This window comes from Guyparkeria sp. SB14A, assembly GCF_005096345.1.
GTDB lineage: Bacteria > Pseudomonadota > Gammaproteobacteria > Halothiobacillales > Halothiobacillaceae > Guyparkeria > Guyparkeria hydrothermalis.
Genome location: NZ_SWAW01000014.1, coordinates 12166 through 37000, shown reverse-complemented (window position 1 = coordinate 37000; position 24835 = coordinate 12166). Strand labels below are relative to the sequence as shown.

Sequence of the window (24835 nt, the reverse complement as noted above, 5' to 3'; positions counted from 1 at the left end):
TATCGCGGCGATCCGGCCGGGCAGACGCTCAAAACCAAGGTAGAAACAGTCCCACATGCACGAGCAATACAACCCCGCGAAAGTCGAGGACGAGGCACAACGCTTCTGGGAAGACACCAAGGCATTCCACGTTCGCGAGGATCCCACCCGCGAGAAGTTCTACTGCCTGTCGATGTTCCCGTATCCCTCCGGCCGACTGCACATGGGGCATGTGCGCAACTACACCATCGGCGACGTCATCAGTCGCTACCAGCGCATGCTGGGCAAGAACGTCCTCCAGCCGATGGGCTGGGACGCCTTCGGCCTGCCGGCGGAAAACGCCGCGCTCAAGAACAAGGCCGCTCCGGCGCGCTGGACCTTCGAGAACATCGACTACATGCGCGGCCAGCTCCAGCGTCTGGGTTTCGCCTACGACTGGGATCGCGAACTGGCCACCTGCGACCCGGACTACTACCGCTGGGAGCAGTGGCTGTTCACCCGACTGGTCAAGAAGGGCCTGGCCTACAAGAAGACCGCGGTCGTCAACTGGGACCCGGTCGACCAGACGGTGCTCGCCAACGAGCAGGTCATCGACGGCTGCGGCTGGCGCTCGGGCGCGCCGGTCGAGCGCCGCGAGATCCCGCAGTGGTTCATCCGCATTACCGACTACGCCGACCAGCTGCTCGAGGATCTCGACAAGCTCGAGCAGTGGCCCGAGCAGGTACGCACCATGCAGGCCAACTGGATTGGCCGTTCGCGCGGGGTGCAGCTCGACTTTAGCGTCGACAACGGCGAGCCGTTGCGCGTGTTCACTACCCGCCCGGATACCCTGTTTGGTGTCACCTATCTCGCCGTGGCCGCCGACCATCCGCTGGCGGTGGCCGCCGCCGAGAAGAACGATGACATCGCGACCTTCCGCGAGGAGTGTCGCCACACCAAGGTCGCCGAGGCCGACATGGCGACCGTGGAGAAGAAAGGGCTGCCGCTGGGCGTGACCGCCACGCACCCGCTCACCAACGAGCCGGTACCGGTCTGGGTTGCCAACTTCGTCCTCATGGAATACGGCACCGGCGCGGTGATGTCGGTGCCCGCCCACGACGATCGCGACTGGGAATTCGCGCGCAAGCACGATCTGCCCGTCAAGCCGGTGATCGAGGGCAGCGACTCGGAGCATGATTACGCCGAAGGGGCCATGACCGAGAAGGGCACGCTGATCGACTCGGGCGACTTCAGCGGGCTTTCCAGCGAGGCGGCCTTCGACCGGATCGTGGAAAAGCTTGCCGCCGAGGGCCGAGGCGAGGAGACCATCAACTACCGCCTGCGCGACTGGGGCGTCTCGCGCCAGCGCTACTGGGGCTGCCCGATCCCGATCATCAACTGCGAGCACTGCGGTGCCGTGCCGGTGCCCGACGCGGACCTGCCGGTGGTGCTGCCCACCGACGTGGTGATGGACGGCCCGGGCTCGCCGATCAAGTCCGACCGCTCGTTCATCGAGACCACCTGCCCGGAATGCGGTGGCGCGGCCGAGCGCGAAACCGACACCTTCGACACCTTCTTCGAGTCGAGCTGGTACTACGCGCGCTTTGCCAGCGCCGGTTCGGACCAGGGGATGCTCGACGAGCGCGCCGCTTACTGGCTGCCGGTCGACCAGTACGTCGGTGGTGTCGAGCACGCCGTGCTGCACCTGTTGTACGCGCGCTTCTTCCACAAGCTGATGCGCGACGAGGGCCTGATCCCGGCCGACTGCGCCGAGCCGTTCACCCGCCTGCTCACCCAGGGCATGGTGAACAAGGACGGCGCGAAGATGAGCAAGTCCAAGGGCAACACCGTCGACCCGCAGGAGCTGATCGAGGAATACGGCGCGGACACCGTACGACTGTTCATGATGTTCGCCGCGCCACCCGACCAGGGCCTGGAGTGGTCCGACTCGGGCGTGGAGGGCGCGCACCGCTTCCTCAAGCGCCTGTGGCGCCAGGTCGCCGAGCGCAAGGCCGCCGGCATCGACCTCACGCGGCGCATCGAGTCGGCCGACGAGCTGGCCGATGCCGATGGCGCAGCCAAGGATCTGTACCGCAAGCTCCACGAGACCATCGGCCGGGTCACCGAGGACATCGACAAGCGCCAGACCTTTAATACCGTGATCGCGGCGAACATGGAGCTGTTCAACGAACTGGCCCGGTTCGAGGCGACCGACGAGCGCGGTCAGGCGGTGGTCGGGGCCGTCATCCAGGACATGCTGCGCATGCTCGCGCCGATCGTGCCGCACATCACCCACGCGCTCTGGCACGAAGTCGGCGGGCAGGGCACCATTGCGGATGCCGCCTGGCCGACGATCGACGAGGCCGCGCTGGTGCGCGACGAGATCGAGATGGTCGTGCAGGTCAACGGCAAGCTGCGCGCGAAGATCAACGTGCCGGCCGCCGCGGACAAGGCGGCCATCGAGGCGCAGGCGCTGGCCAACGAGGACGTGCAGCGCTTCACCAATGAGGGCGAGATCAAGCGCGTGATCGTGGTCCCCAACAAACTGGTCAATATCGTGGTGGCAACGTAATGGATACGACTTGGGTCAGGACGTCCCGTCAATCGGCCGGCATGCGTGGCTTGTCGCGTGCCCTTTCCCTGGGGGTGGCCATGGCGTTGGCGGCGGCCATGGTGGTCACTTCGGGCTGCGGCTACCACCTGCGAGGCGTGACGGAAGTCGACCCGAGTTTCGAGCGGGTGTACGTCTCGGGACTGTCGAGCTCGGATCCCGTCTACCGGACACTGGCCGCCGAGATCGACAAATCGGAGGCCGTGCTGGTCGATGATCGCCGCGACGCGACGGCCCGACTGGTGGTCGAGGGCAATTCGGTCGAGCAGCGCGCCTCGGTGGTCGACCCGAGCGCCGACGTGCGTCAGTACGAGTTGCTCCACGAGCTGCGCTACCACATCGAACTGCCGGACGGTTCGCGCACGCCCAGCCGCCAGATCAGTCAGGCGCGCAACTACAACTACGATCCGACCGGCGTGCTGGCCTCGTCGAGCAACGAGGGGCAGATTCGCCGCGAACTGGGCGAGCTGGTGGGGCAGTTGCTGTTTTACCGCCTGCTCGCGCCGATCGATCCCGACACCCTGATCGCGCCCGACGACGGTCGCTGAGGCCACGTGCTCGCCAAACCGCAGGAATTCGAACAGCGTCTGGCCCGGGGCCTGGAATCCCTGTACGTGATCGGCGGCGATCAGCCGCTGCTGGTCCAGGAGGCGCGTGATGCCATCGTCGCCAAGGCCCGTGAGGCGGGTTGCGAGGAGCGCCTGCGCTTCGAGGTGGATGCCAAGTTCGACTGGGGCGCGCTGGAAAGCCAGGGGGCGAGCCTGTCGCTGTTCGCCAGCCGGCGTATCATCGATCTGCGCATTCCCGGCGGCAAGCCGGGCCGCGTCGGCTCCAAGGCCCTGAGCACGCTCGCCGAGCGGGTCAAGGGTGGCGGCGAGTCGGATATCTGGATCGTGAGCCTGCCGCGGCTGGACAACCAGCTGCAGAAAAGCGCCTGGTTCAAGGCCTTGGCCGGGGCGGGGCTGGCGGTACGGTTCAACGACGTGCCGCTGGGTCAATTGCCGGCCTGGATCACGCGTCGGGCCGCCACCCACGGGGTGCGCCTGGAGCGGGATGCCGCCGAGCTGATCGCCGGGCGCGTGGAGGGCAACCTGTTGGCCGCCGCCCAGGAAATCGAGAAACTCGCCCTGATGGACCTCGAGGGGCCGGTCGATGCCGGCCGGTCGCCCAGGGCTTGGCCAACCAGTCGCGAGTCGATACCTTCGCCTTGAGCGATGCGGTGCTGGACGCCGACCGCGAGCGCGGCCTGTACCTGCTCTCGCGCCTGCGCGCCGAGGGCACCGAGCCGCTCTTGATCCTGTGGGTGATCGCCCGCGATCTGCGCGCACTGGTCGCGCTGGCCGGCAACGACCAGGCGGGTTTCAAGAAGACCCGGATTCCGGCATTTCTCGCGCGTCGCTATCAGGCGCGTGCCCGGATGATGCCGGCCGGCAACTGGCAGCGCCTGCTGGCTGGTTGCGCCGAGGTCGACCGCTGCATCAAGGGGCTGGGCGAGGGCTGCAACACCGCGGATGGCGGTGGCCGGGTCTGGGCCTTGCTCGACCGGGTGATGCTGCACGCGACCCGCCCGGGGCGGTGATCCCGGCCGGCAGCCCCCGGTGACACGTACACGACAGACAACGATTCAATCGGTGGGTGAGGCCCGCCGTGGCAATGATCAGGAGAAGCTGACGATGGCCAACGACAACACCGTTACCGAGACCATTCAGGCGATGGGGCAGGCGGCCCGCCGCGCGGCACGAGCGCTGTCCCGAGTCGACACGCAGAAGAAGAACGCCGCCTTGCTGGCGATCGCCGACCAGCTGGTTCAACACACCGGCACCCTGATCGAGGCCAACAAGAAGGATCTCGAGGCGGGGCGCGCCAACGGGCTCGACGAGGCGATGATCGACCGCCTGGCCTTCGACGCCGCCGGCATCGAGAAGATGGCCGAGGGCGTGCGCCAGATCGCCGCGCTGCCGGACCCGGTCGGCGAGATCACCGACACCGTCTTCCGCCCGTCGGGCATCCAGGTCGGGCGCATGCGCGTGCCGCTGGGCGTGATCGGCATCATCTACGAGTCGCGGCCCAACGTGACCATCGACGCGGCGGCGCTGTGCCTGAAATCCGGCAACGCCACCATCCTGCGCGGTGGCTCCGAGGCGATCCACAGCAACCAGGCCCTGGCCGCGTGCATCCGCGACGGGCTGGAGGCTGCCGGCCTGCCCGCCGAGACCGTGCAGATCGTCGGCACTACCGACCGCGAGGCGGTCACGGCGATGCTGCGCAGCCCCGAGGCGATCGACGTGATCATCCCGCGCGGCGGCAAGGGCCTGGTGGCCCTGGTCTCGCGCGAGGCGCGCATGCCGGTGATCAAGCACCTCGACGGCGTCTGTCACGTCTACATCGATCGGGATGCCGATCTGGACAAGGCCAAGGCGATCGCGATCAATGCCAAGACGCATCGCTATGGCGTCTGCAATGCCATGGAGACCCTGCTGGTCGACCAATCGGTGGCCGAGGCCGTGCTGCCGGATCTCGCCAAGCGTTTCGGCGAGCTCGACGTCGAACTGCGCGGCTGCGAGCGGTCGCGGGCGATCGTTTCGTCGATGACCGCGGCGACCGAGGAGGACTGGGGCGAGGAGTACCTCGGCCCGATCCTCGCCGTGGCCGTGGTCGACGGGCTGGACGCGGCGATCGAGCACATCGAGACCTACGGCTCTCACCACACCGACACCATCGTCACCGAGAACTACACCACCGCGCGGCGTTTCCTGCGCGAGGTCGACTCGGCCTCGGTGATGGTCAACGCCTCGACCCGCTTCGCCGACGGCATGGAATACGGCCTGGGTGCCGAGATCGGCATCTCCACCGACAAGATCCACGCCCGCGGCCCGGTGGGCCTGGAGGGGCTGACCTCGCAGAAGTTCATCGTGCTGGGCAACGGCGAGACGCGGCACTGAGCCGGTCATGATCGGCATTTTTGGCGGGACGTTCGACCCGGTCCATATCGGTCATCTGCGCCTGGCGACCGAGGTGGCCGAGACCCTCGATCTTTCGTGGGTGCACCTGGTGCCGGCGGCCATCCCGCCCCATCGGGGCGAGCCGCTCCTGGATCCGGCCACGCGCCTCGACCTGGTGGCGCAATCGATCGCCGACGAACCGCGATTCGTTCTCGATGACCGCGAGCACCGCCGAGCCGGGCCGTCCTACACGGCCGACACCCTGGCCGAGTTCGCCGCCGAGTACCCGGGCGAGCCGCTGGTATTGATGATGGGCATGGATGCCTTCAATGGCTTGCCGGGCTGGCACGAGGTCGAACGCATCCTCGATCTCGCGCACATCGCGGTCGCGACCCGGCCGGGCTCGGAGGCGACCGGCACGGCCGCCCGGTGGCTGGCCGAACGGCAGGTCGTCCCCGGCGCGCTGGCCGAGTCACCAGTCGGCCGGATCGTGCCGGTGGCCATCACCCGGCTGGATATCTCAGCGACCACCCTGCGCGGGTTCATCGAACAGGGTCGCTCGCTGCGTTACCTCGTGCCCGAGCCGGTGGTCCGTCATTTCCGCCGTGGTTGACCGCATCCCCGGTTGCGCCGACCATTGCCCGTTTTCAACGCTGATTTCACTCCGATTTCATTTCGTTTTTAACTTCCATTGGTGGCCCGGTGCCGCCAGGCAACAGGTTTCCCAACATGAGCGCGAATCAACCGCCATCCACCCGCAACCAGCCGGTCGACCAGACCCCGCCGATGCCGGCCGAGGAGATCCTCAAGCACGCCGTCGAGGCGCTCGAGGGGCTCAAGGCCGTCGATCTGGTTACCCTCGACGTGCGCGAACGCTGCAACTTCACCGACTACATGGTGTTCGCCTCCGGGACCTCCGATCGCCACCTGAAGGCGATGGCGCAGGAGGTGGTCAAGACCCTCAAGGACCACGGCATGCGCCCGATGAACGTCGAGGGCGACGACACGCCGCAGACCGAATGGGTGCTGGTCGACTTCATCGACGTGATCGTCCACCTGATGATGCCCGAGACGCGCGCGCTGTATCAGCTCGAGAAGCTCTGGTCGGCGCCGGCCGCCGACCCGTCGGCCACGAAATCGTAAGGTCGGGGTGCGGATCGAACTGATCAGCGTCGGGCACAAGCTGCCCGGCTGGGCGGAGGAGGGCACGCAGGAATACCTCAAGCGCCTGCCCGCCGGCTGCCCGGTGCGCCTGACCGAGATCCCGGCCGCGCCGCGCGGCAAGAACGTCGACATCGATCGCGTCAAGACGATGGAGGCCGAACGCATCGAACGGGCGATCCCGAAGGGCGCGCGCATGATCCTGTTCGACGAGCGTGGTCGCGACCGGGACACTCGCCAATGGGCGGCCTCGCTGGGCGACTGGCTGGTCGAGGGGCGCGATGTGGCGCTGGTCATCGGCGGACCCGACGGGGTGGCCAAATCCCTGCGCCAGCGCGCCGACGAGACCTGGCGACTGTCGGCCCTGACCCTGCCGCACCCCCTGGTGCGTGTGCTGGTGGCCGAGCAGCTCTACCGCGCCTGGTCCCTGCACCAGAATCACCCCTATCACCGCGAGTGACGGACGGGAAACCGGACCCCCGCGGCTCGGGTCGAATCGTTAGAATGAAACGATGAGACCCGAATCCGATCCCCGTCCCGCCTTGTGGCTGGCCAGCGGCTCACCTCGCCGCCGGGAATTGCTCGAACAGGCCGGTTTCGTCATTGCCGGGCGGGCACGGCCAGCGCGGGAGGTGGACGAGTCGCTCCTGCCGGGCGAGTCGGCCGAGTCGGCTGTCCTGCGCCTTGCCCGGGCGAAGCTCGATGCCGCGCTGGCGGTACCGTCATGGCCACCCGGTGCCGTGTTGCTGGCGGCCGATACCCTGGTGGCCGGGGCGGACGGGCGGCCGATGGGCAAGCCCGTCGACGCGGCCGAGGCCGAGGCCATGCTCGCCAGCCTGAGTGGCCAGTGGCACCAGGTGATCACCGCCGTTGCCGTGGGCGACGGCGAGCAGCGCCACGACGCGGTGGTCGCCTCGCGTTTGCGCTTTGCCCGGCTGTCGAGCGAGGTGATCCGCGCCTACGTGGCCACCGGCGAGCCGCTCGACAAGGCGGGTGGCTACGGTCTGCAGGGGCGGGCCGGCAGCTTCGTCGAGACGATCGAGGGCGATTGCAGTGCCGTGATCGGCCTGCCGCTGGCCGAGACCGGGCGCCTGCTCGCCCTATTCGGCATCCGGCCCGCCTGGATGGACCGCACAAGGAACGATAACGAGAACCAGAAATGAGCGAAGAAGTCCTGATCAACATCACCCCGCAGGAGACCCGCATCGCGATGGTCGAGAACGGGGTGCTCCAGGAGATCAACATCGAGCGTTCGCGTTCGCGCGGGATGGTGGGCAACATCTACCGTGGCCGCGTGACCCGCGTGCTGCCGGGCATGGAGGCGGCCTTCATCGACATCGGCGAGGAGCGCGCGGCCTTCCTGCACGTCTCCGATGTCGAGCTGAAGATGGATGATCCGGACACCGAGCTCGAGTCCTCGCCCCCGTCGATCGAGATGCTGTTGCGCACCGGCCAGAACCTGCTGGTGCAGGTGATCAAGGACCCGATCGGCACCAAGGGCGCCCGCCTGACCACCGAGATCACCATCCCGTCGCGCTATCTCGTCTACGTGCCCAATGGGCGCAACATCGGCGTTTCCAGCCGGATCGAGGACAAGAACGAGCGCGACCGCCTCAAGACCGGCCTGACCGAGATCATCCTCGAGGAAGAGGGAACGCTCGAGGGGGTCGGCGGCCTGATCCTGCGTACCGCGGCCGAGGGCGTCGAGGGCGAGCAGCTGCGCCATGACTACCGCTTTCTGCGCCGGCTGTGGAGCAATCTCGCCGAGCGGCGCCAGCAGATGACCGACCCGGGGCTGGTCTACGAGGACCTGCCGCTGGCGCTCAGGACCCTGCGCGACACCCTCGGCCAGTTCGTCGAGAAGATCCGCATCGACTCGCGCGAGACCTACCACCGTGCGATCGCGTTTGCCGAGGAGATGGTCCCGGACATCCTGCCGATCGTCGAGCACTATCCCGGCGAGCGACCGATCTTCGAGCTGCACAACATCGAGGAAGAGATCCAGCGCGCGCTGGAAAAACGGGTCGCGCTCAAGTCCGGCGGCTACATCGTCATCGACCAGACCGAGGCGATGACCACCATCGACGTCAATACCGGCGCGTTCGTCGGTCACAAGACCCTCGAGGAGACCATCTTCAAGACCAACCTCGAGGCGGCCGCGTCGATCGCGCGCCAGTTGCGCCTGCGCAACCTCGGCGGGATCATCATCATCGATTTCATCGACATGGCCGAGCCCGAGCACCGCGTGCAGGTACACCAGGCGCTCAACCGGGCGCTCGAGCGCGATCACGCCCGCACCAAGGTCTGCGACGTCTCCACGCTCGGCCTGGTCGAAATGACGAGAAAGCGCACCCGCGAATCGCTCGAGCACGTGCTCTGCGAGACCTGCCCGGTCTGTGCCGGGCGCGGTTCGGTCAAGACCGCCGAGACCGTCTGCTACGAGATCTTCCGCGAGGTGACCCGGGATGCTCGCCAGTACCGACCCAAGTCGATGCTGGTGATCGCCAGCGCCTCGGTGATCGACCGGCTGCGCGAGGAGGATTCCACCTCCCTGGCCGAACTGCAGGAATTCACCGGCGTTCCGCTTAAACTCCAGATTGACCTGCACTACCAGCCCGAGCAGTACGATATCGTCCTGATGTGATCGGACATGGCCGACCGGCTGGTCGGCAATCGGCGGGCTGGCGGAGGTACGCGGAGTGGCCAGTTAATGGAGACAAGCAGCGCACAACGGGAACGCCGGCTTCGCCTGGCGTTCCGTCGCCTGTTGATGGTGGGCGCCGTGCTGCTGGTGCTGGTCGCGGCGATCAGTGCCGTTTCCCGGGCGCTGCTGCCCTGGGTGGAACGCTACCAGCCCGATTTCGAGGCGATGGTCAGCGAGGCGCTCGACGTGCCGGTGCGCTTCGGTTCGCTCGACCTGCGCTGGCAGGGCTATCAGCCGCAGGTGATCTTTCGCGACGTGCGCATCGACGCCGGGCCGCGTGCCGATGCCCTGAGCCTGGGGCTTTCCTGGTGGCGCAGCCTGACCGAATGGCGCCTGGTCGCCGACAAGATCACCCTCGATGCCCCCCGATTCACCCTGATTCGCGACCGCGAGGGCTGGTCGGTGGCCGACCTCTCGCTCGAGGGACGCGCCGGCGTGACCGCCCAGCGGGTCTCCTGGTCCGAGGTGGAGGTCCAGCTGGCGCGCCTCGGGCACCTGTCGGTGCGCGACGCGGTGGTCGAATTCCGCGACCCGACCGGCCATGGTGATCGACTGACCTTCAGCCTCGCCGCCGAGCTCGACCGCGAGCACTGGCGCGCCTCCGGCAATGCCAGGCTCGGCGGGATCAGTGACGAGCCCATGCGCTTTGCCGGCGACGGGCGCTTCGGCGAGCAGAGCGAGGTCTCGCTGTTCCTGCAGGTGACCGGTTGGGACCTGCCCGCGGTGCAGCGACGCCTGGATCGTTACGGGGGTCCCACCGTGCAGCGCACGCTGGGCGGCTGCCCGGGCGATGGCAACCCGGCCCGCTGCGAGGTGGGCATGCCCCGCATCGACTCGGGCCGACTCGAGGGGCGGTTGTGGCTGGATTGGCGCGAGACGCGCCTGACCGAACTCACCGTGCAGGCGGACGTACGCGACCTGGCCGTGACGCGCGAGCACCTGCTGGGCGAGGACGATGCCAGCCAGGCGTCACTGGACCGCGTGTCGGCCACGCTTGCCTGGGCGCGCGATGCCGACGGCTGGCACCTGGATGCCGAGAACGTCAAGCTGCGCCCGTCGCGCGAGGAGCCGTTGCCGACCGAGTTCGTGCGCCTGCGCGCGATCGGCGACGAGCTCCTGTTCGCCACGGACCACGCCGACCTTGGCCACCTGGCCGTCTGGCTGGCCGCCGCGCCATTGCCGACCGATTTCCTCGAACTGCTCGACCAGAACGTGCCGCGCGGCCAGGCCCGCGACGTGCGCCTGCGGTTCCTCGATGGCGAACTGGTCGAGGGCTTTCTCGATCTCGCCGGCTTCGGCAACACCACCGGCGTGCCGCTGCGCCCGGTCATCGGCACCCGCGCGGGGCGCGGCGGCGCGGACCTGACCCTGTATCGCCAGCCGGGCGGTTGGCTCGCCCGCGTCGACCAGCAGGATCTAATCCTGGCCGTGCCCGGCATGTTCCGCGAGCCGGTGGGCATCGATCGCCTGCAGGGGGATCTCTACTGGTTCGACCGAGTCGCGGGGACTGGCGAGGACCATCCCGCCCCGGGGCTAGCGCTCTACAGCCCCAACCTGGTGCTCGAATCGCCGGGATTGGCCCTGGCCGGGCGGTTCTTCTATCGCCAGGCGGCGGGTGACCGGCCGGGGTATCTCGGCATCGACAGCGGCTTTTCCGTCGACGATACGCGCCAGGCGCCGGGTTACCTGCCGCGACACGTGATCGGTCCGGGGACGCTCGACTGGCTGGATGCCGCGCTGGAAGGCGAGGGGGCGCAGGGGCGGATCGACGCGGGGCGTTTCATCTTCCATGGCGATCCCGCCCGCGCGCCGTTTACCGACGGCGGGGGCTACTTCTCGATCGTCTTCGACTACCACGACGTGACCTTGCCGTACCGGCCGGGCTGGCCCGCGCTCACGGGCGCCGACGGCAGCATGGCGTTCATCAACAAGCAGTATCACGTCGACGTCGAGCAGGGTCAGGTCGGCCCGGTGCCGGTCGGCGATTCGCGCGTGAGCATCTTCGACCTCGATGCACCCAAGTTGCAGATCGCCGTCGATCGGCCGCTCGCGATCGACGCGCTGCTCGACGGGCTCGGCCAGACGCCGTTGATCGATGCCGGGGCCCTGGCGGGGTTGTCCGGGCGTGGTGACGGCCAATTCACCCTCGACGTGCTGATCGGCCTCACCAAGGGTTCCCCGCCACCCACGGCGAGTGGGTCCTATCGGTTCGCCGGTCATCGATTGGCGGTGGCCGACGGGCGCTTCGTGTTCGAGGACGTCAGCGGGCCGTTGCGCTTTGCCGATACCCGTTTCTCGGCCGATGCCCTCGAGGGGCGTTTTCTCGGCAAGCCTTTCCGTGCTCGGGTCGATCGGGCGACCGACCGGGCGGCGACCCGTATCCAGGCAAACACCCGTTTCACGCCGACCGGCCTTGCCGCGGTGCTGGGCCAGGCCGGCCAGACGCCGGTGGCCGAGGCGCTGGTGGCCTCCCTCGAGGGCGAGACGGACGTGGGCGTGCGTGTCGATGTGCCGCACGGCGAGGGCGGTGTCGCGGTGAAGGTCGAGACCGGCTTGGTGGGCTGGCAGAGCCGGCTGCCCGAGCCGCTGGCAAAGCCGGCCCCGATCCGCTGGCCGCTGAGCGTCGACATGGCCGTGCGCAACGGCGGGTTGCGGACGCTCTCGGCCCGACTTGACGGCCCGCAGACCTGGCGTGCGGAACTGGCTTTCGGCGACAACGGGGCGCTGGCCGAGAGCCGGATCGGCAACCGGGCGCTGGACGGAATTCCGGGTGGCGAGGGTGACTCGGCGCCTCATCGCGTCGGCGTGACGTTGGGCGAGCTTGCCCTCGAGCCGTGGCTTGCCTGGTGGGGGTCGGTTGCCTCGAACGGCGCGGGCGCCGCCGGGAGCGGCGGCGAGTCCTGGTGGGTGGACGCCCGCGTCGATCGACTCCGCCTCGGTGACTGGTGGCTCGACGGGGTGACGGCAGGCTGGACGACCCGTGGCGATGGCTGGTGGCTGGGCGTTTCCGGCGAGGAGAACCGGGGCGAGCTGCGGTTCGCCGCGGGGCCCTCGACCGGCCGGCTGGAGGGGCAGTTCGACCGCCTGCGCCTGCATCGCGAGGCGAGCACCGCCGATCGCGACCCCGCTCCCCCGCAGGCCTGGGACCTGGCAACGCTGCCCGCGGCCAGCCTGAAGATCGATGCCCTGACGGTCGACGAACTCGCATTGGGTCAGTTGCGCGTCGAATCCCTGCCGGAGAACGCCCATTACCGGATCGACCGCGTCGACTGGCAACCGACCCCGGGCCTGAGCGTGTCCGGTAGTGGCCGCGTCGAGGACGGGGTCAGCGAGGGACCGCAGGGGCAGCGCACGCGTCTGTCGCTGGCCGTCGACGGCACGGACCTGGGTGGCGCGATCGAGTCAATCAACGGCGATTCGCCCATCCAGGGTGGCGAGGTCGAGGAGGGTCAGCTCACCATCGCCTGGCCGGGCAGCCCGACGAGCTTCTTTGTCGGTCGGGCGGCCGGCAACGGTCGGTTCCTGTTGTCCGAGGGGCAGTTGAAACGCATCGACCCGGGCGCGGGCCGCCTGGTGGGATTGATGAGCCTCGGTGCGCTGACCGACCGGTTGCGCCTCGATTTCCGCGACGTGACCAAGAAAGGGCTGTATTTCGAGACGCTCGCCGGGCAGTGGCGGCTGGATCGCGGACGTCTGATGGTCGATCCGCTCGAGCTGACCAACCCGTCGCTGAGCGCCCTGATCGACGGCGAGCTCCAGCTGGTCGAGCGCCGACTGGATCTCACCGCGCGCATCTACGCCGATTTCGGCATGCTCCTGCCTCTGATCGGCACGGTCGCCGGCGGCCCGTTGGTCGGCGGGGCGGTGCTGGCCCTGCAGGAGACCTTCCGGCAACTCGATCAGGCCCCGGAGCCATCGGTCACCTACCATATCGGTGGCTCGTTCGACGAGCCCGTGGTGACGAGAGGAGAGGCCCCATGAGCGAAACGACACCGACCGTCGCGGTCGCCCAACTCAACGGCCGGGCCGACTGGGCCGCCAATCGCCCCGTGGTCGAGGCGTTGATCGCCCGGGCGGGCGAGGGCGGCGCGAGCGTGGTGGTGCTGCCGGAAAACCTCCTGGCCATGCCGGCCGACCCGCGCGAGTTGGTCCGCATGGCGCGGGCGGACACACCGGGCGCGGTCGACGATCTTGCCGCCTGGGCGGCCCGCCATGGCGTCTGGCTGGTGGCCGGCACCCTGCCGTTCGTGCCCGACGCGCCGGCCGAGGTGGATCGCGTCGCCTCGCGCAGCTTCGTGGTCGACTCGGCCGGCCGGGTCGTCGCCCACTACGACAAGATCCACCTGTTCGACGTGGTGCTGCCGGATGGCGAGAGCTACCGCGAGTCGAACACCTTCGTCGCCGGCGACCGGCCCGTGGTGGTGGACACGCCCGCCGGTCGCCTGGGGATGGCAACCTGCTTCGACCTGCGTTTCCCCGAGCTGTTCGCCCACCTTGTCCAGGCGGGCGCCGATTGGTTCTGCCTACCGTCGGCCTTCACCCGGGCCACCGGTCAGGCCCACTGGCACGTGCTGTTGCGCGCCCGGGCGATCGAGAACAGCGCCTGGATGGTGGCCGCCGCACAGGTCGGGCGCCACGCCGACGGGCGAGAAACCTACGGGCACAGCCTGATCGTCGACCCCTGGGGGCAGGTGCTGGAGGATGCCGGCGAGCAGGCCGATTGCCTGCGATTCGCCCAGTTCGACTACCCCTGGCTTGCCGGCTTGCGCGAGCGTTTTCCCGTCCGGCAGTTGCATCGTCCGACGGTGTTCTCCGACGGCGGGTGAGTTGGCCGCGCGCCCATGGCGCAAATCGCGCTTGGCCTTTACCATGGAGCCCTGAATTTCGGCCCGGCGATGCTGCCCGGGCGTTCATAGGGAAACGCTGCAGGAATGCCATGCCGCTCTGCGCGCCTTGAGCCGGGCAGATGCAAGGCGCTCGTCCGCCGCGGAAGGGTGATTCCCTTTCCAAGGACGATAACGCAGCAGATGCCCGGCTCAAGGCGCGCCCTGCGGGGCCTGCCGAGCCGCCCGTGCTCCGCGTTGCGACGTCTTGACGTGGCCGCCGGCACGCCGGCGACGACACGCCTTGATCACGAACGGCTCGACAGGCCAGAGTGGCATGGCGTTCCTGCAGAGTTTCCATAGCCAATAGTTGAGCGAAGATGACCGTACAGACCGACGACCTGCGTATCGAGGAGATCCACCAGCTGACCCCGCCCGAGGTCTTCCGGGCCGAGTACGTGCTCTCGGAGCAGGGTGCGGAGACGGTGGCCCACGCGCGCCGGACCATCCAGAACATCCTCGACCGTCGCGACGACCGGTTGATGGTGGTGATGGGGCCGTGCTCCATCCACGACGTGGACGCCGCGCGCGACTACGCCGCCCGGCTGCGCGAGCTGGCCGAGGAGGTCAAGGAGGACGTCTTCCTGGTGATGCGCGTGTATTTCGAGAAGCCGCGCACCACGGTCGGCTGGAAGGGGCTGATCAACGACCCGGACCTCGACGGCAGCTTCAATATCAACAAGGGCCTGGGTGTCGCGCGTCACCTGCTGGTCGACCTGGCGGACATGGGCGTGCCCACCGCCACCGAATACCTCGACCTGATCAGCCCGCAGTACATCTCCGATTCGATCAGCTGGGGCGCGATCGGCGCTCGGACCACCGAGTCGCAGGTCCACCGCGAGCTGGCCTCGGGGCTGTCCTGCCCGGTCGGCTTCAAGAACGGCACCGATGGTGGCCTGCGGGTGGCCATCGACGCGATTCGCGCCTCTGCCCGTCCGCACCACTTCCTGTCGGTGACCAAGGCCGGCCGCTCGGCGATCTTCGCGACCAGCGGCAACCCGGACTGCCACATCATCCTGCGCGGCGGGCGCAGCACCAACTACGACGCGGCGAGTGTCAGCGAGGCGCTCGAGCAGCTGCGCCAGACCGAGATGCCCGAACGGCTGATGATTGATTTCTCGCACGCCAACAGCCAGAAGCAGCATGCCCGCCAGATCCAGGTGGCCGAGGACGTCGCCGGTCAGATTGCCGGTGGTAACGCCGGCATCGTCGGCGCCATGATCGAGAGCCACCTGGTTGCCGGTCGCCAGGACGTGGTGCCGGGCAAGCCGCTCCACTACGGCCAGAGCATCACCGATGCCTGTATCGGCTGGGACGACAGCCGCGCGGTCATCCACCGTCTGGCCGAGGCGGTGCGCATCCGTCGTGCCGGCGGCGGCGTGCTCGACGAGCTGCCGGAACATGGCTGATCGGGCAGTCGCTGGTCGGCCTCGTGTCCCGGCCCGGCGGCGGGTCGGCGGCCTGTTGCTGGCGTGCAGCGCCTCTTGGCTTGGCTGGGCGGGCGGCCTTCATGCCGCCTCGCCGGAGGTCGAGGCCCTGATCGAGTCGGTCGACGACCACGCGATGGGCATCGACCAGTTGACGGTGGCCCCGGCGGGCGCCTGGGTGAGCCGGTCGCTGACGGCCGAATCGTTGGTGAATCTCGGCCGGGCCGATGCCTCGCTGTTGCGTCGAGACCCGGCCGAACAGGGCGGGCGGCTCTGGATTGGTGGCCTGCCGGCCGATCTCGACGGCAACAGCCTGAGGGTGCAGGGGCCGCGGGTCGATACCGAGTCGGGCATCCGCCTCGAGCGCGAGGTGATGCGCGAGACACCCCGCTACCAGCGCCTGTCCGAGCGGCTCGACGAGGTGCGCGCTGAGGCCCGTGCCGTGGCCGTCGAGCTCGAGGAAAACGGCCTGCGACGACGGATCGCCCGTGACCAGCTCGCGGCGCTCGTGCCCGAAGACGGCGAGATCGCCCGACTCTGGAAGGAAAACGGCGCGGTCGACACGTTGATGTCGCGGCTGAGCGAAGAACGGCAAGCCCTGCTCGAGCGTCAGGCCCGGATCGACGAGGACGTCGACGCCCTGCAGGCCGCCCTCGACGAGCTGGCGGGCCAGCCCCCCGGCTGGCAGGTCGGGATTGCCCTGAACGGAACGGATCTGGAGCCGGGCGACGAGGCCCTGCACCTGGCTTACCGGGTCGCCAATGCCGGCTGGGAGCCGATCTACCGCGCCCGGCTGGATACCGCCGAGCGCCGCATTGACTGGCGGATGACGGCCCGGGTGCATCAACAGACCGGCGAGGACTGGCCGGCGGTGCCGATGACGCTCGTGACCAGCGATCAGCGTCGCTTCTACCCGGTACCGGAACTCCTGCCGTTGACGATCGGCTTTGTCGACCCGGAGGATGGCGCCCCGGTGCAACCCCTGGCCAAGAGTTCGCTGATGCGTGCCGATGTCGCCGGCATGGCGGAGGCGGCACGGGTCGAGGACGAGACCGGCTTTGCCACGCGTATCGCGGTGAACAAGCCCGCGGCCATTCCCAGCGGTGAGGGCGGGGTGAGCCTGGCCGTGCTCGACCAGGGCCTGGATGCCACGATGGCACTCCGCGTTGCCCCGCAGCAAAGTCGGGATGCCGTGGTGGTCGCCCGCTTCGTGCCGAGCATCGTCAACCCGCTTCCGGCCGGCCGCTGGGAGATACATCGCGACGGGCAGCAGCAGGCCAGCGCCTCACGCCCGGCGCTGCAGCCCGACGAGCCGGTGGAGCTCAGTTTCGGCGTCGATCCGCGGCTGGTGGTCGACTACCAGGCCCCGCCGGACGAACGCGCCGGCCACGGCCTGATCGGCAAAGTCCACCAGATCGAGCGCCGTCGCCAGGTCACGGTGACCAGCCGCCATGGCGAGGGCGTGCCGGTGACCGTGCTGATGCGGATGCCGACACCACTCGATGCCGACATCGTCGTCGAGGCGCTGGCGGAGACCGACACGCCCACCGAGCGCGCCTTCGACGACCAGAAGGGGGTCTGGGCCTATCAGCGCGAGCTGGCCCCCGACGAACCCTGGCAGATCGACTTCGGCTATCGCGTGCGCTGGCCCGAGGGCAAGCGGATCACGCCGTTCTGACACGCCCGGTGTGACCATCGCGTGAGTCGCTCGAGCGCGACCGATCCGGTGGCGCCAACCCGAACCCATCACTCCACGGACAAGGACCTACCACGAACATGCTTGATCTCGTTCTGGCCGGTGGCGGCATGATGCTGCCCATCATCATTGCCTCGGTGATTGCCATGGCAATCATCTTCGAGCGCCTCTACACCCTGCGTCGCGGACGCATCATGGCGGGCGACCCGGTCGAGATGGTCCGCTCTTGGCAGGGCCATGGCGGGATCACCGCGGCGCGACTGGACGAGCTCTCCCGGGTCTCGCCGCTCGGGCGCATCCTCGCCGCCGGGCTGGCGGGCAGTCACTCGGCCGACAGCATGCGCGTGCGCATCGAGGATGCCGGCCGTCACGTCGCCCACCAGATGGAGCGATACCTGAACACGCTGGGCACCATCGCCCTGATCTCGCCGCTGCTCGGCCTGCTGGGCACGGTGATCGGCATCATCGACGTGTTCCAGGCGATCACCGCGCACAGCGGCGCCGGCGCGGTGGCGCCCGAGCTCCTCGCCGGCGGTATCGCCAAGGCGCTGATCACCACCGCCGCGGGCATCATGGTCGCCGTGCCGGCGTTCATCTTCCATCGCTACTTCCGCGGGCTGATCGACGAACTGGTCATCGACATGGAGGCCGAGGCCATTCGCCTGGTCGACCTGATCCACCCGGCCGGCCTGGGACGGAGGCAGGCGGCATGAACTTCCGGCAGCGTGCTCGCGAACCGCTCGAGCTCAACCTGATCCCGTTGATCGACGTGGTCTTCATGCTGTTGATCTTCTTCATGCTGACCACCACCTTCGTGCACGATCGTACCCTCAAGGTGGACCTGCCGGTGTCCGAGTCGGGTAGCAGCGAGCGGGCCGAACTGGAGAATCACGTGATCGAACTAGACGCCCGCGGCGAGATCGCCGTCGACGGCCGCCGTGTCTCCGAGCAGGAGCTTGGCGGCGTCTTGGCCGAGATCGCCGACGACGGCCGACCGGTGGTGCTCTGGGCGGATGCCCAGGTGGTCAACCAGCGGGTAGTCACGGTGCTGGACCAGGCCCGCCGCGCCGGCATCGACAAGATCGGCATGGGGACGACGCCACCACGATGAATCCCGAGTCGCTCAAGCAACGCGCCCGCACCGAGGCCGGGTGGGCCACCTACCGCCGCCTGCTCAACTACACCTGGCGCTATACCCGGGTGTTGGTGATCGCCATCGTCGGCATGGTGGTCGCGGGCCTGTCCGAGGTCGGCTTCGCCGCCCTGATGAAGCCGCTGCTCGACGGCAGTTTCGTCGAGCGCGACCCGACCCTGGTCACCTGGATGCCGCTGGCACTGCTGGGCGTGTTCCTGTTCCGCGTGATCGGTGAATTCGCCTCGAACTACGGCATGGCCTGGGTGGGGCGGTCGGTGATCCGCGACCTGCGCCACGACACCTTCGCCCAGGTATTGCATCTGCCGCCGCGTTACTTCGACCGGGTGCCGTCGACCGAGGTGCTGACCCGCCTCAATTACCAGAGCGAACAGGTCTCCGAGGCCGCCTCGAAGGCGCTGACGATCCTGATTCGCGACAGCGTGACCGTGATCGGTCTGCTGGTGTGGATGCTGTATCTCTCCTGGCAACTGACGCTGTTCATCCTGGTGCTGCTGCCGTTGCTGGTGGGGATGGTTGCCGGCATCTCGCGCGCCTTCCGTCGCTACGCCCGGCGGATACAGGAATCGATGGGGCAGGTCTCGCACGTGGCCGAGGAGACCATCAGCGGCCATCGCGTGGTCAAGCTCTACGGTGGCGAGGACTACGAGAGCGCGCGCTTCGATCGCCAGAACCAGTACAACTTCCGCGCGTTCATGAAGATGCAGGCGGTGCAGGCCGCCTCCTCGCCGCTGACGCAGTTCGTGCTCGCGATCGGCGTCGCCGGCGTGGTCTGGTTCGCCACCAGCGGCGATCGCATGGACGACATCACCGTCGGCACCTTCGTCTCCTTCATCACCGCGTTGGCCATGACGCTCGCCCCGGCCAAGCGCCTGATCAATCTCAACGCCATCATCCAGAAAGGCATTGCCGCCGGCGAAAGCCTGTTCGCCCTGCTCGACGAGCCGCGCGAGACCGAGTCGGGCACCCAGTCGGTCGGTCGGGTCAGCGGGCGCATCGCGATGGAGGATGTCTGGCTCAGCTACCGCGATCCCGCGCCAACCGATAGCCGCGATCCCGACTGGGTGCTCAAGGGCGTGAGCCTGGAGATCGCCGCGGGTGAGACGGTGGCGTTCGTCGGGCAGTCGGGTGCCGGCAAGTCGAGCCTCATGGGCGCGCTGCCACGCTTCGTCGAGATCCAGCGTGGCGCGATCCGGCTGGACGAGATGCGTCACGACGACGTGCCGCTGGCCGATCTGCGGCGCCAGTTCGCCTACGTCTCGCAGGAGACGGTGCTGTTCAATACCACCATCGCCGCGAACATCGGCTACGCCGACGGCGCGGACTTCGATAGGGAGCGGGTGCGCGAGGCCGCGAAGGCCGCGTTTGCCGAGGAGTTCATCGAGCAACTGGCCGAGGGCTTCGAGACCAACATCGGCGAGAACGGCGTGCTGCTCTCGGGCGGCCAGCGCCAGCGCATCGCCATCGCCCGTGCCCTGTACCGCGACGCCCCGATCCTGCTGCTCGACGAGGCGACCTCGGCGCTCGATACCCGCTCGGAAGGCTTCATCCAGCGGGCGCTGGAGAACCTCACCCGTGGGCGGACCACCTTGGTGATCGCCCACCGGCTGTCGACCATCGAGCATGCCGACCGTATCGTCGTGATGGAGGGCGGGCGCGTGGTCGAGCAGGGGCGCCACGAGGAGCTGCTGGCCGCCGACGGCGCCTACGCCGGTCTCTACCGGCTGCAATTCGCCGACCAGGCCGACTGATGCGTTATCCCGCCTTCTGGCAGCGCCGTGGTCTGCTTGCCCGTCTGTTCTGGCCGCTGGGTTGGCTGGTCTGTGCCGAGGCGGCCCGTCGCCGACGGAAAGCGGCCGGCCGTCAGCCCGAATGCCCCGTGATCGTGGTGGGCAATCTCACCGTCGGTGGCACGGGCAAGACGCCGGTGGTGATCGCGCTGGTCGAGGCCTTGCGCCGGGCCGGTCACACCCCGGGCGTAATCAGCCGCGGCTTTGGCGTGAAGGTCGGTATCGAGCCGGTCGACCTCGCCGAGGCGGTCGACCCGTCCAGCTGCGGCGACGAGCCCTGGCTGATCCATCAGCGCACCGGTGCCCCGGTGGTCGTCCACCCCTACCGGCGCGAGGCGGCCAGGCAGCTCAAGGCCCGTTACCCCGAGGTCGACGTGATCGTCAGCGACGATGGCCTGCAGCATCACCGGCTGGCGCGGACGATCGAATGGGTGGTGGTCGACGGTCATCGAGGGCTGGGCAACGGCTGGTGCCTGCCGGCCGGGCCCCTGCGCGAGTCGCCGGCGGTGATGGACGAAGTGGACGCGGTGCTGGTCAACGGCGCCGAGCCGGCCCGCCATGGGGCGGGGGCGCATGGTGTGCCCGCCTGGCGGATCGACTTTCGCCCCCAGGGGCTGCTCGACCGCTTCGATCAGACCGAGCGGCCGATCACGGATCTCGCCGGCCGGGAGGTGATCGCGCTGGCGGGTATTGGCAACCCCGAACGATTCTTCGCCATGCTCGAGGCCGAGGGGGTCGAGGTCGAGGCGCACCCCCTGGACGATCACGCCGCGCCCACCCGGACCCAGGCCCGCGCCTGGCTCGATGACGGTCGTCCGGTTGTCATGACCGAGAAGGATGCGGTCAAATGGCCCGAGCCCCCGGTTCGCCCCGGGCAGCTCCTGGTGATGCGCGGTGGTATCGATCTGCCGCCCGCGCTGATCGAGGCCACGCTGAAACGACTGGAAACCTGATGCATGCGCGGCGATCGACCCGAGGTCGCTGGGCCGCGCGGCCCGACGAGGTGTAACCCCCGATGGACAAGAAGCTGCTGGATATTCTCGTGTGCCCCGTGACCAAGGGACCGCTGATCTACGACAAGTCGAACGACGAGCTGATTTCGCTCTCGGCCCACCTGGCCTATCCCGTTCGGGACGGCATTCCGGTGATGCTCGAGGACGAGGCGCGCCGGCTGGAGGACGAGGAATACCAGGCCTGGCGCAAGAAGCACCCGGCAACGACCGACACCAGGGGGGATGCCGGGGCATGATGGACGAGAGCGACTGGATCATCATCCCGGCACGGCACGACTCCAGTCGTCTGCCGGGCAAGCCGTTGGCCGAGATTGCCGGGCGCCCCATGATCCACTGGGTCTACGAGCGTGGCGTGGCGGCCGGCAGCGAGCACGTGGTCGTCGCCACCGATGACGAGCGCATCCAGGAGGCCGCGGCCGAGATCGGCGCACGCGCGGTGCTGACCAGCGAGGGTCATGCCTCGGGCACCGATCGGCTGGCCGAGGTGATCGACTTCCTCGAGCTCCCCGACGAGACGGTGGTGGTCAATCTGCAGGGCGACGAGCCGATGATGCCGCCCGTGCTGCTTGCCCAGGTGGCCAAGCTGCTGCGCGCCAAGCCCGAGGCGGCGATGGCCACCCTGATGGTGCCGATCGCCGATCGCGAGGAGTTTCTCTCGCCCGACGCGGTCAAGGTGGTCGCCAACGAGCGCGCCGAGGCGATGTACTTCTCCCGCGCCCCGATCCCGTTCCATCGCGACGGCCTGCCCGAGGCCGGCGAGGCGGGCATCTTCGGTTTTCGCCACCTGGGCCTGTACGCCTACCGCGCGGGTTTCCTGCGCCGGTTCGTGGCCACGGGCAGCCCGGAGATCGAACGCCTGGAGAAGCTGGAACAGCTGCGTGCCCTCTCGATGGGCGAGACCATCGCGATCGAGATCGCCGAGGTCACGCCGCCGCCCGGGGTGGATACCGAGGCGGATCTCGAGCGGGTGCGGCGGCTGATGGCCGAGGAGATGGCGGACTGAGTCAGTCCGTCGAGTCGTCGTGTCCCTTGGTGCGGGGCGACTTGCGCTTGAGGTAGATGAAGCCGGCGACGCCCCAGGCGATCAGTACCAGCACGCCGGCGCCGTGGCCGAGCCAGAGCGTCGCGGCGAGGATGGTGCCCAGGACCAGGGCGATAATCAGGAATTCGAGTGTGCTGCGCTGGATGACCATGTCGTTCCGGTGTCGCTGGGGTCGGGGGTGTTGACCCGGATATTTCACAAACCAGCACTGATCTTGCTTGATCTTTGATCCCACAAGAAATATTTCCTCAGTCGGCCGTAGTCACCGATACGACGCTCCTTCGGAAATTTCCTTGTGAAACCAATTCTCTGCGCAATCTCAGTACTCGTTCATGAAATATCCGGGTCGAGGAATTCGGTATCCTCGTCGCGGTAGGCCGGCTGGCAGATGCACAACAGCCGCAACGGGACCTCGCTCCTCGCTTCGATCCGGTGCGGCTGGCCGGGGGCGATGCGGATGATATCACCCGGCACCACCGCGAGCCGTTCGTCGCCGAGTTCCATCAGGCCGGCGCCGTCGAGGATCTGGTAGACCTCCTCGGCCACGGGGTGGCGATGCAGACGGGTCGATTCGCCGGGATCGATGCTGGCCTCCGCCACGCTCAGGCGCTCGATGGCGTGACGGGACGGATGCAGCAGCTCGCGCACGGACGAGCCGTCGGGGGCGCGGATCGGCTCGACGCGGCTGCGGTGATTCAGGTAGCTCGAGCGGTCCGGTCCCGGGCGGCGGCGCTTGGCCATCGGCAGGCTCTCCTCTCCGAATACAGTGAACAAGGGCAGATCATGACAGAAATCTCCTCCAATCTCCCCGAGACCGGCGCCGCGGCGCTTGACGACGAAACGCTCTACGCCGAGCTGGTCGGGCAGACCGCCCGGATCGAGTGGCCGGAACTCGAGCGCTTCTTCGCCAAGGGCCAGATCCTGAAGATCGCCCCGAGCCTGGACCTGGTCGACGTCGCCATGGCGATGGTGCGTGACCGCGCCGAAGCGGTGGGCGCCTGGCGGGATGCCGGCGAGATCGACGCGCTCGACACCGGTACCGCCCGTCGCTGGGCGAGCGGCGAGCCGACCCTGTGGGCGGTGGTCACGCCGCCGTGGATCCTGGTCCAGGAGTCGGCGGGGGCACCCGCCCGGCACTGAGGTGCCCATCCGGGTGGCATTCGACGGCCATGTGGACTACAAGTTAGCCGGCTAACCAACTTGTCGTAGCGGATGCCGGGCCGGATCGAACGCTCGGCACCCGACAACAACCGTGTTCGAGGTTCCATGAGTCAGGATTCCGCATTGCTTACCCCGGTCACCCTCGGGGCCCTTTCCCTGCCCAACCGCGCCATCATGGCGCCGCTGACCCGCTGCCGGGCGACCGTGCCGGGCAACGTCCCCAACGAGATGATGCGCACCTATTACCGGCAGCGCGCCGGGGCCGGCCTGATCATCAGCGAGGCGACCCAGGTCGTGCCCGAGGGGCAGGGGTATCCGGCCACGCCCGGTATCCACAGCGACGAGCAGCAGGCCGGTTGGGAGATGATCACTCGGGCCGTGCATGACGAGGGCGGCCGCATCGTGCTCCAGCTCTGGCACGTCGGCCGCGTCTCGCACTCCGACTTCCAGCCCGGTGGCAAGCTGCCGGTGGCGCCGTCGGCGATCGCCATCGACGGGGAAGGCTACGTCCCCTCCGGCGAGAAGAAGCCCTTCGAAACCCCGCGCGCGCTGGAAACCGAGGAGATCCCCGAGCTGGTCGAGGCCTACGCCCGCGCCACCGAGCGCGCCCTGGCGGCCGGTTTCGACGGGGTCGAGGTGCACGCGGCCAACGGCTATCTCATCGACGAGTTCCTGCGTGACGGCACCAACAAGCGCACGGACCGTTACGGCGGAACGCTGGAAAACCGCATGCGGCTGCTGCGCGAGGTGCTGGCGGCCGTGATCCGCGTGGCCGGTGCCGAGCGCACCGGGGTACGCATCTCGCCGCTGCAACCGTTCAACGGCATGCACGACAGCGACCCCTGGGGCACCTTCTCCTACGTGGTGCGCGAGCTAAACCCCTTCGGCCTGGCCTACCTGCACATCGCGGGGATGGGCGAGGACGCGCCCGGCGATGCCGGCCCGGCCTTCGACCTGGCCGAGCTGGTGCCGTTGTTCGAGGGTCCGGTGATCCGCAACTACCAGTACGACCAGGCCCGGGCCGAAAGGGATATCGAGGCAGGCCGTGCCGCGGCCGTGGCCTTCGGCGTGCCGTTTATCGCCAACCCGGACCTGGTCGAGCGCTTCCGCCTCGATGCACCGCTGAATGAACCCGACACCTCGACCTTCTACGGTGGAGGGGAGAAGGGGTATATCGATTACCCCACCCTGGACCAGGCGTAAGCCGGTCCAAGATAAAAAATGGGCCGACAGAGCCCAAGGGAACTCTGCACGATTCGATGGCGTCTCTGCGGGACCTCCAAGGGCCCAGATG

The 24835-nt window shown here is 68.4% G+C and carries 24 protein-coding genes; 22 read left to right on the top strand and 2 right to left on the bottom strand.

The features are described from left to right. Window positions 1–55: 55 nt before the first annotated feature. The 20 genes from leuS (at window position 56) to kdsB (ending at window position 22341) form a co-directional block, all read left to right on the top strand. The gene (gene leuS, locus FAZ79_RS07000) at window positions 56–2530 is read left to right on the top strand and encodes a leucine--tRNA ligase (RefSeq protein ID WP_136867266.1); all 2475 of its coding nucleotides are present in this window, start codon (window positions 56–58) and stop codon (window positions 2528–2530) included. Continuing rightward, window positions 2530–3117, top strand: coding sequence for an LPS assembly lipoprotein LptE (lptE, locus tag FAZ79_RS06995; protein WP_136867265.1), 588 nt, complete (start codon window positions 2530–2532; stop codon window positions 3115–3117). The genes leuS and lptE overlap by 1 nt, the downstream gene beginning before the upstream one ends. A gap of 6 nt (window positions 3118–3123) precedes the next feature. Beyond that, window positions 3124–3780, top strand: a complete 657-nt coding sequence (gene holA, locus FAZ79_RS06990) for a DNA polymerase III subunit delta (RefSeq protein ID WP_136867264.1) — start codon at window positions 3124–3126, stop codon at window positions 3778–3780. Next, window positions 3777–4148, top strand: coding sequence for a hypothetical protein (locus FAZ79_RS06985; RefSeq protein WP_136867263.1), 372 nt, complete (start codon window positions 3777–3779; stop codon window positions 4146–4148). Before holA ends, FAZ79_RS06985 begins: the two co-directional genes overlap by 4 nt. A gap of 94 nt (window positions 4149–4242) precedes the next feature. After that, window positions 4243–5511, top strand: a complete 1269-nt coding sequence (locus tag FAZ79_RS06980) for a glutamate-5-semialdehyde dehydrogenase (protein ID WP_136867262.1) — start codon at window positions 4243–4245, stop codon at window positions 5509–5511. 7 nt (window positions 5512–5518) lie between these two features. Further along, window positions 5519–6124, top strand: a complete 606-nt coding sequence (nadD, locus tag FAZ79_RS06975; RefSeq protein ID WP_136867261.1) for a nicotinate-nucleotide adenylyltransferase — start codon at window positions 5519–5521, stop codon at window positions 6122–6124. Between the two features lie 116 nt (window positions 6125–6240). Further along, window positions 6241–6654: a ribosome silencing factor gene (gene rsfS, locus FAZ79_RS06970; RefSeq protein WP_240031462.1), complete on the top strand. Its 414-nt coding sequence runs from the start codon at window positions 6241–6243 to the stop codon at window positions 6652–6654. A gap of 7 nt (window positions 6655–6661) precedes the next feature. Further along, a complete protein-coding gene (rlmH, locus tag FAZ79_RS06965; protein ID WP_136867260.1) occupies window positions 6662–7132 on the top strand; it encodes a 23S rRNA (pseudouridine(1915)-N(3))-methyltransferase RlmH in 471 nt (156 codons plus the stop codon). Between the two features lie 52 nt (window positions 7133–7184). Next, window positions 7185–7835 carry a Maf family protein gene (locus tag FAZ79_RS06960; RefSeq protein WP_136867259.1) on the top strand — a complete coding sequence of 217 codons (651 nt, stop codon included), beginning with the start codon at window positions 7185–7187 and terminating at the stop codon, window positions 7833–7835. Then, complete coding sequence (rng, locus tag FAZ79_RS06955) at window positions 7832–9316, top strand: ribonuclease G (protein WP_136867258.1); 1485 nt, start codon at window positions 7832–7834, stop codon at window positions 9314–9316. Before FAZ79_RS06960 ends, rng begins: the two co-directional genes overlap by 4 nt. Before the next feature lie 66 nt (window positions 9317–9382). Beyond that, window positions 9383–13357, top strand: coding sequence for a DUF3971 domain-containing protein (locus tag FAZ79_RS06950; RefSeq protein ID WP_136867257.1), 3975 nt, complete (start codon window positions 9383–9385; stop codon window positions 13355–13357). Beyond that, window positions 13354–14202: a carbon-nitrogen hydrolase family protein gene (locus FAZ79_RS06945; protein WP_136867256.1), complete on the top strand. Its 849-nt coding sequence runs from the start codon at window positions 13354–13356 to the stop codon at window positions 14200–14202. The genes FAZ79_RS06950 and FAZ79_RS06945 overlap by 4 nt, the downstream gene beginning before the upstream one ends. 377 nt (window positions 14203–14579) lie before the next feature. Then, window positions 14580–15668, top strand: a complete 1089-nt coding sequence (locus FAZ79_RS06940) for a 3-deoxy-7-phosphoheptulonate synthase (protein ID WP_136867255.1) — start codon at window positions 14580–14582, stop codon at window positions 15666–15668. Then, entirely contained in the window at window positions 15661–17364 is a 1704-nt protein-coding gene (locus FAZ79_RS06935; protein WP_169303631.1) for a DUF4139 domain-containing protein, read from the top strand. The genes FAZ79_RS06940 and FAZ79_RS06935 overlap by 8 nt, the downstream gene beginning before the upstream one ends. A gap of 98 nt (window positions 17365–17462) precedes the next feature. Next, window positions 17463–18095 (top strand): MotA/TolQ/ExbB proton channel family protein, encoded by a 633-nt coding sequence (locus FAZ79_RS06930; RefSeq protein WP_136867253.1) that lies wholly within the window; start codon window positions 17463–17465, stop codon window positions 18093–18095. Then, a complete protein-coding gene (locus tag FAZ79_RS06925; RefSeq protein WP_136867252.1) occupies window positions 18092–18493 on the top strand; it encodes a biopolymer transporter ExbD in 402 nt (133 codons plus the stop codon). The genes FAZ79_RS06930 and FAZ79_RS06925 overlap by 4 nt, the downstream gene beginning before the upstream one ends. Beyond that, window positions 18490–20286 carry a lipid A export permease/ATP-binding protein MsbA gene (gene msbA, locus FAZ79_RS06920; protein ID WP_136867251.1) on the top strand — a complete coding sequence of 599 codons (1797 nt, stop codon included), beginning with the start codon at window positions 18490–18492 and terminating at the stop codon, window positions 20284–20286. Before FAZ79_RS06925 ends, msbA begins: the two co-directional genes overlap by 4 nt. Then, window positions 20286–21278 carry a tetraacyldisaccharide 4'-kinase gene (gene lpxK, locus FAZ79_RS06915; protein WP_136867250.1) on the top strand — a complete coding sequence of 331 codons (993 nt, stop codon included), beginning with the start codon at window positions 20286–20288 and terminating at the stop codon, window positions 21276–21278. Before msbA ends, lpxK begins: the two co-directional genes overlap by 1 nt. Window positions 21279–21340: 62 nt before the next feature. After that, on the top strand, window positions 21341–21574 hold the full coding sequence (locus tag FAZ79_RS06910; RefSeq protein ID WP_136867249.1) for a Trm112 family protein: 234 nt from the start codon (window positions 21341–21343) through the stop codon (window positions 21572–21574). After that, entirely contained in the window at window positions 21571–22341 is a 771-nt protein-coding gene (gene kdsB, locus FAZ79_RS06905) for a 3-deoxy-manno-octulosonate cytidylyltransferase (RefSeq protein ID WP_331281109.1), read from the top strand. Before FAZ79_RS06910 ends, kdsB begins: the two co-directional genes overlap by 4 nt. A gap of 1 nt (window position 22342) precedes the next feature. On the opposite strand, the gene FAZ79_RS06900 is transcribed toward kdsB, so the two are convergent. Next, window positions 22343–22531, bottom strand: a complete 189-nt coding sequence (locus FAZ79_RS06900; protein ID WP_136867248.1) for a hypothetical protein — start codon at window positions 22529–22531, stop codon at window positions 22343–22345. Window positions 22532–22710: 179 nt separating this feature from the next. Beyond that, on the bottom strand, window positions 22711–23121 hold the full coding sequence (locus tag FAZ79_RS06895; protein WP_136867247.1) for a cupin domain-containing protein: 411 nt from the start codon (window positions 23119–23121) through the stop codon (window positions 22711–22713). A 42-nt stretch (window positions 23122–23163) separates the two neighbouring features. Between FAZ79_RS06895 and FAZ79_RS06890 the strand changes: the two genes are divergently transcribed. Beyond that, entirely contained in the window at window positions 23164–23520 is a 357-nt protein-coding gene (locus FAZ79_RS06890) for a DUF2288 domain-containing protein (protein ID WP_136867246.1), read from the top strand. Window positions 23521–23646: 126 nt separating this feature from the next. Continuing rightward, window positions 23647–24744: an alkene reductase gene (locus tag FAZ79_RS06885; RefSeq protein WP_136867245.1), complete on the top strand. Its 1098-nt coding sequence runs from the start codon at window positions 23647–23649 to the stop codon at window positions 24742–24744. The last annotated feature ends 91 nt before the right edge of the window (window positions 24745–24835 follow it).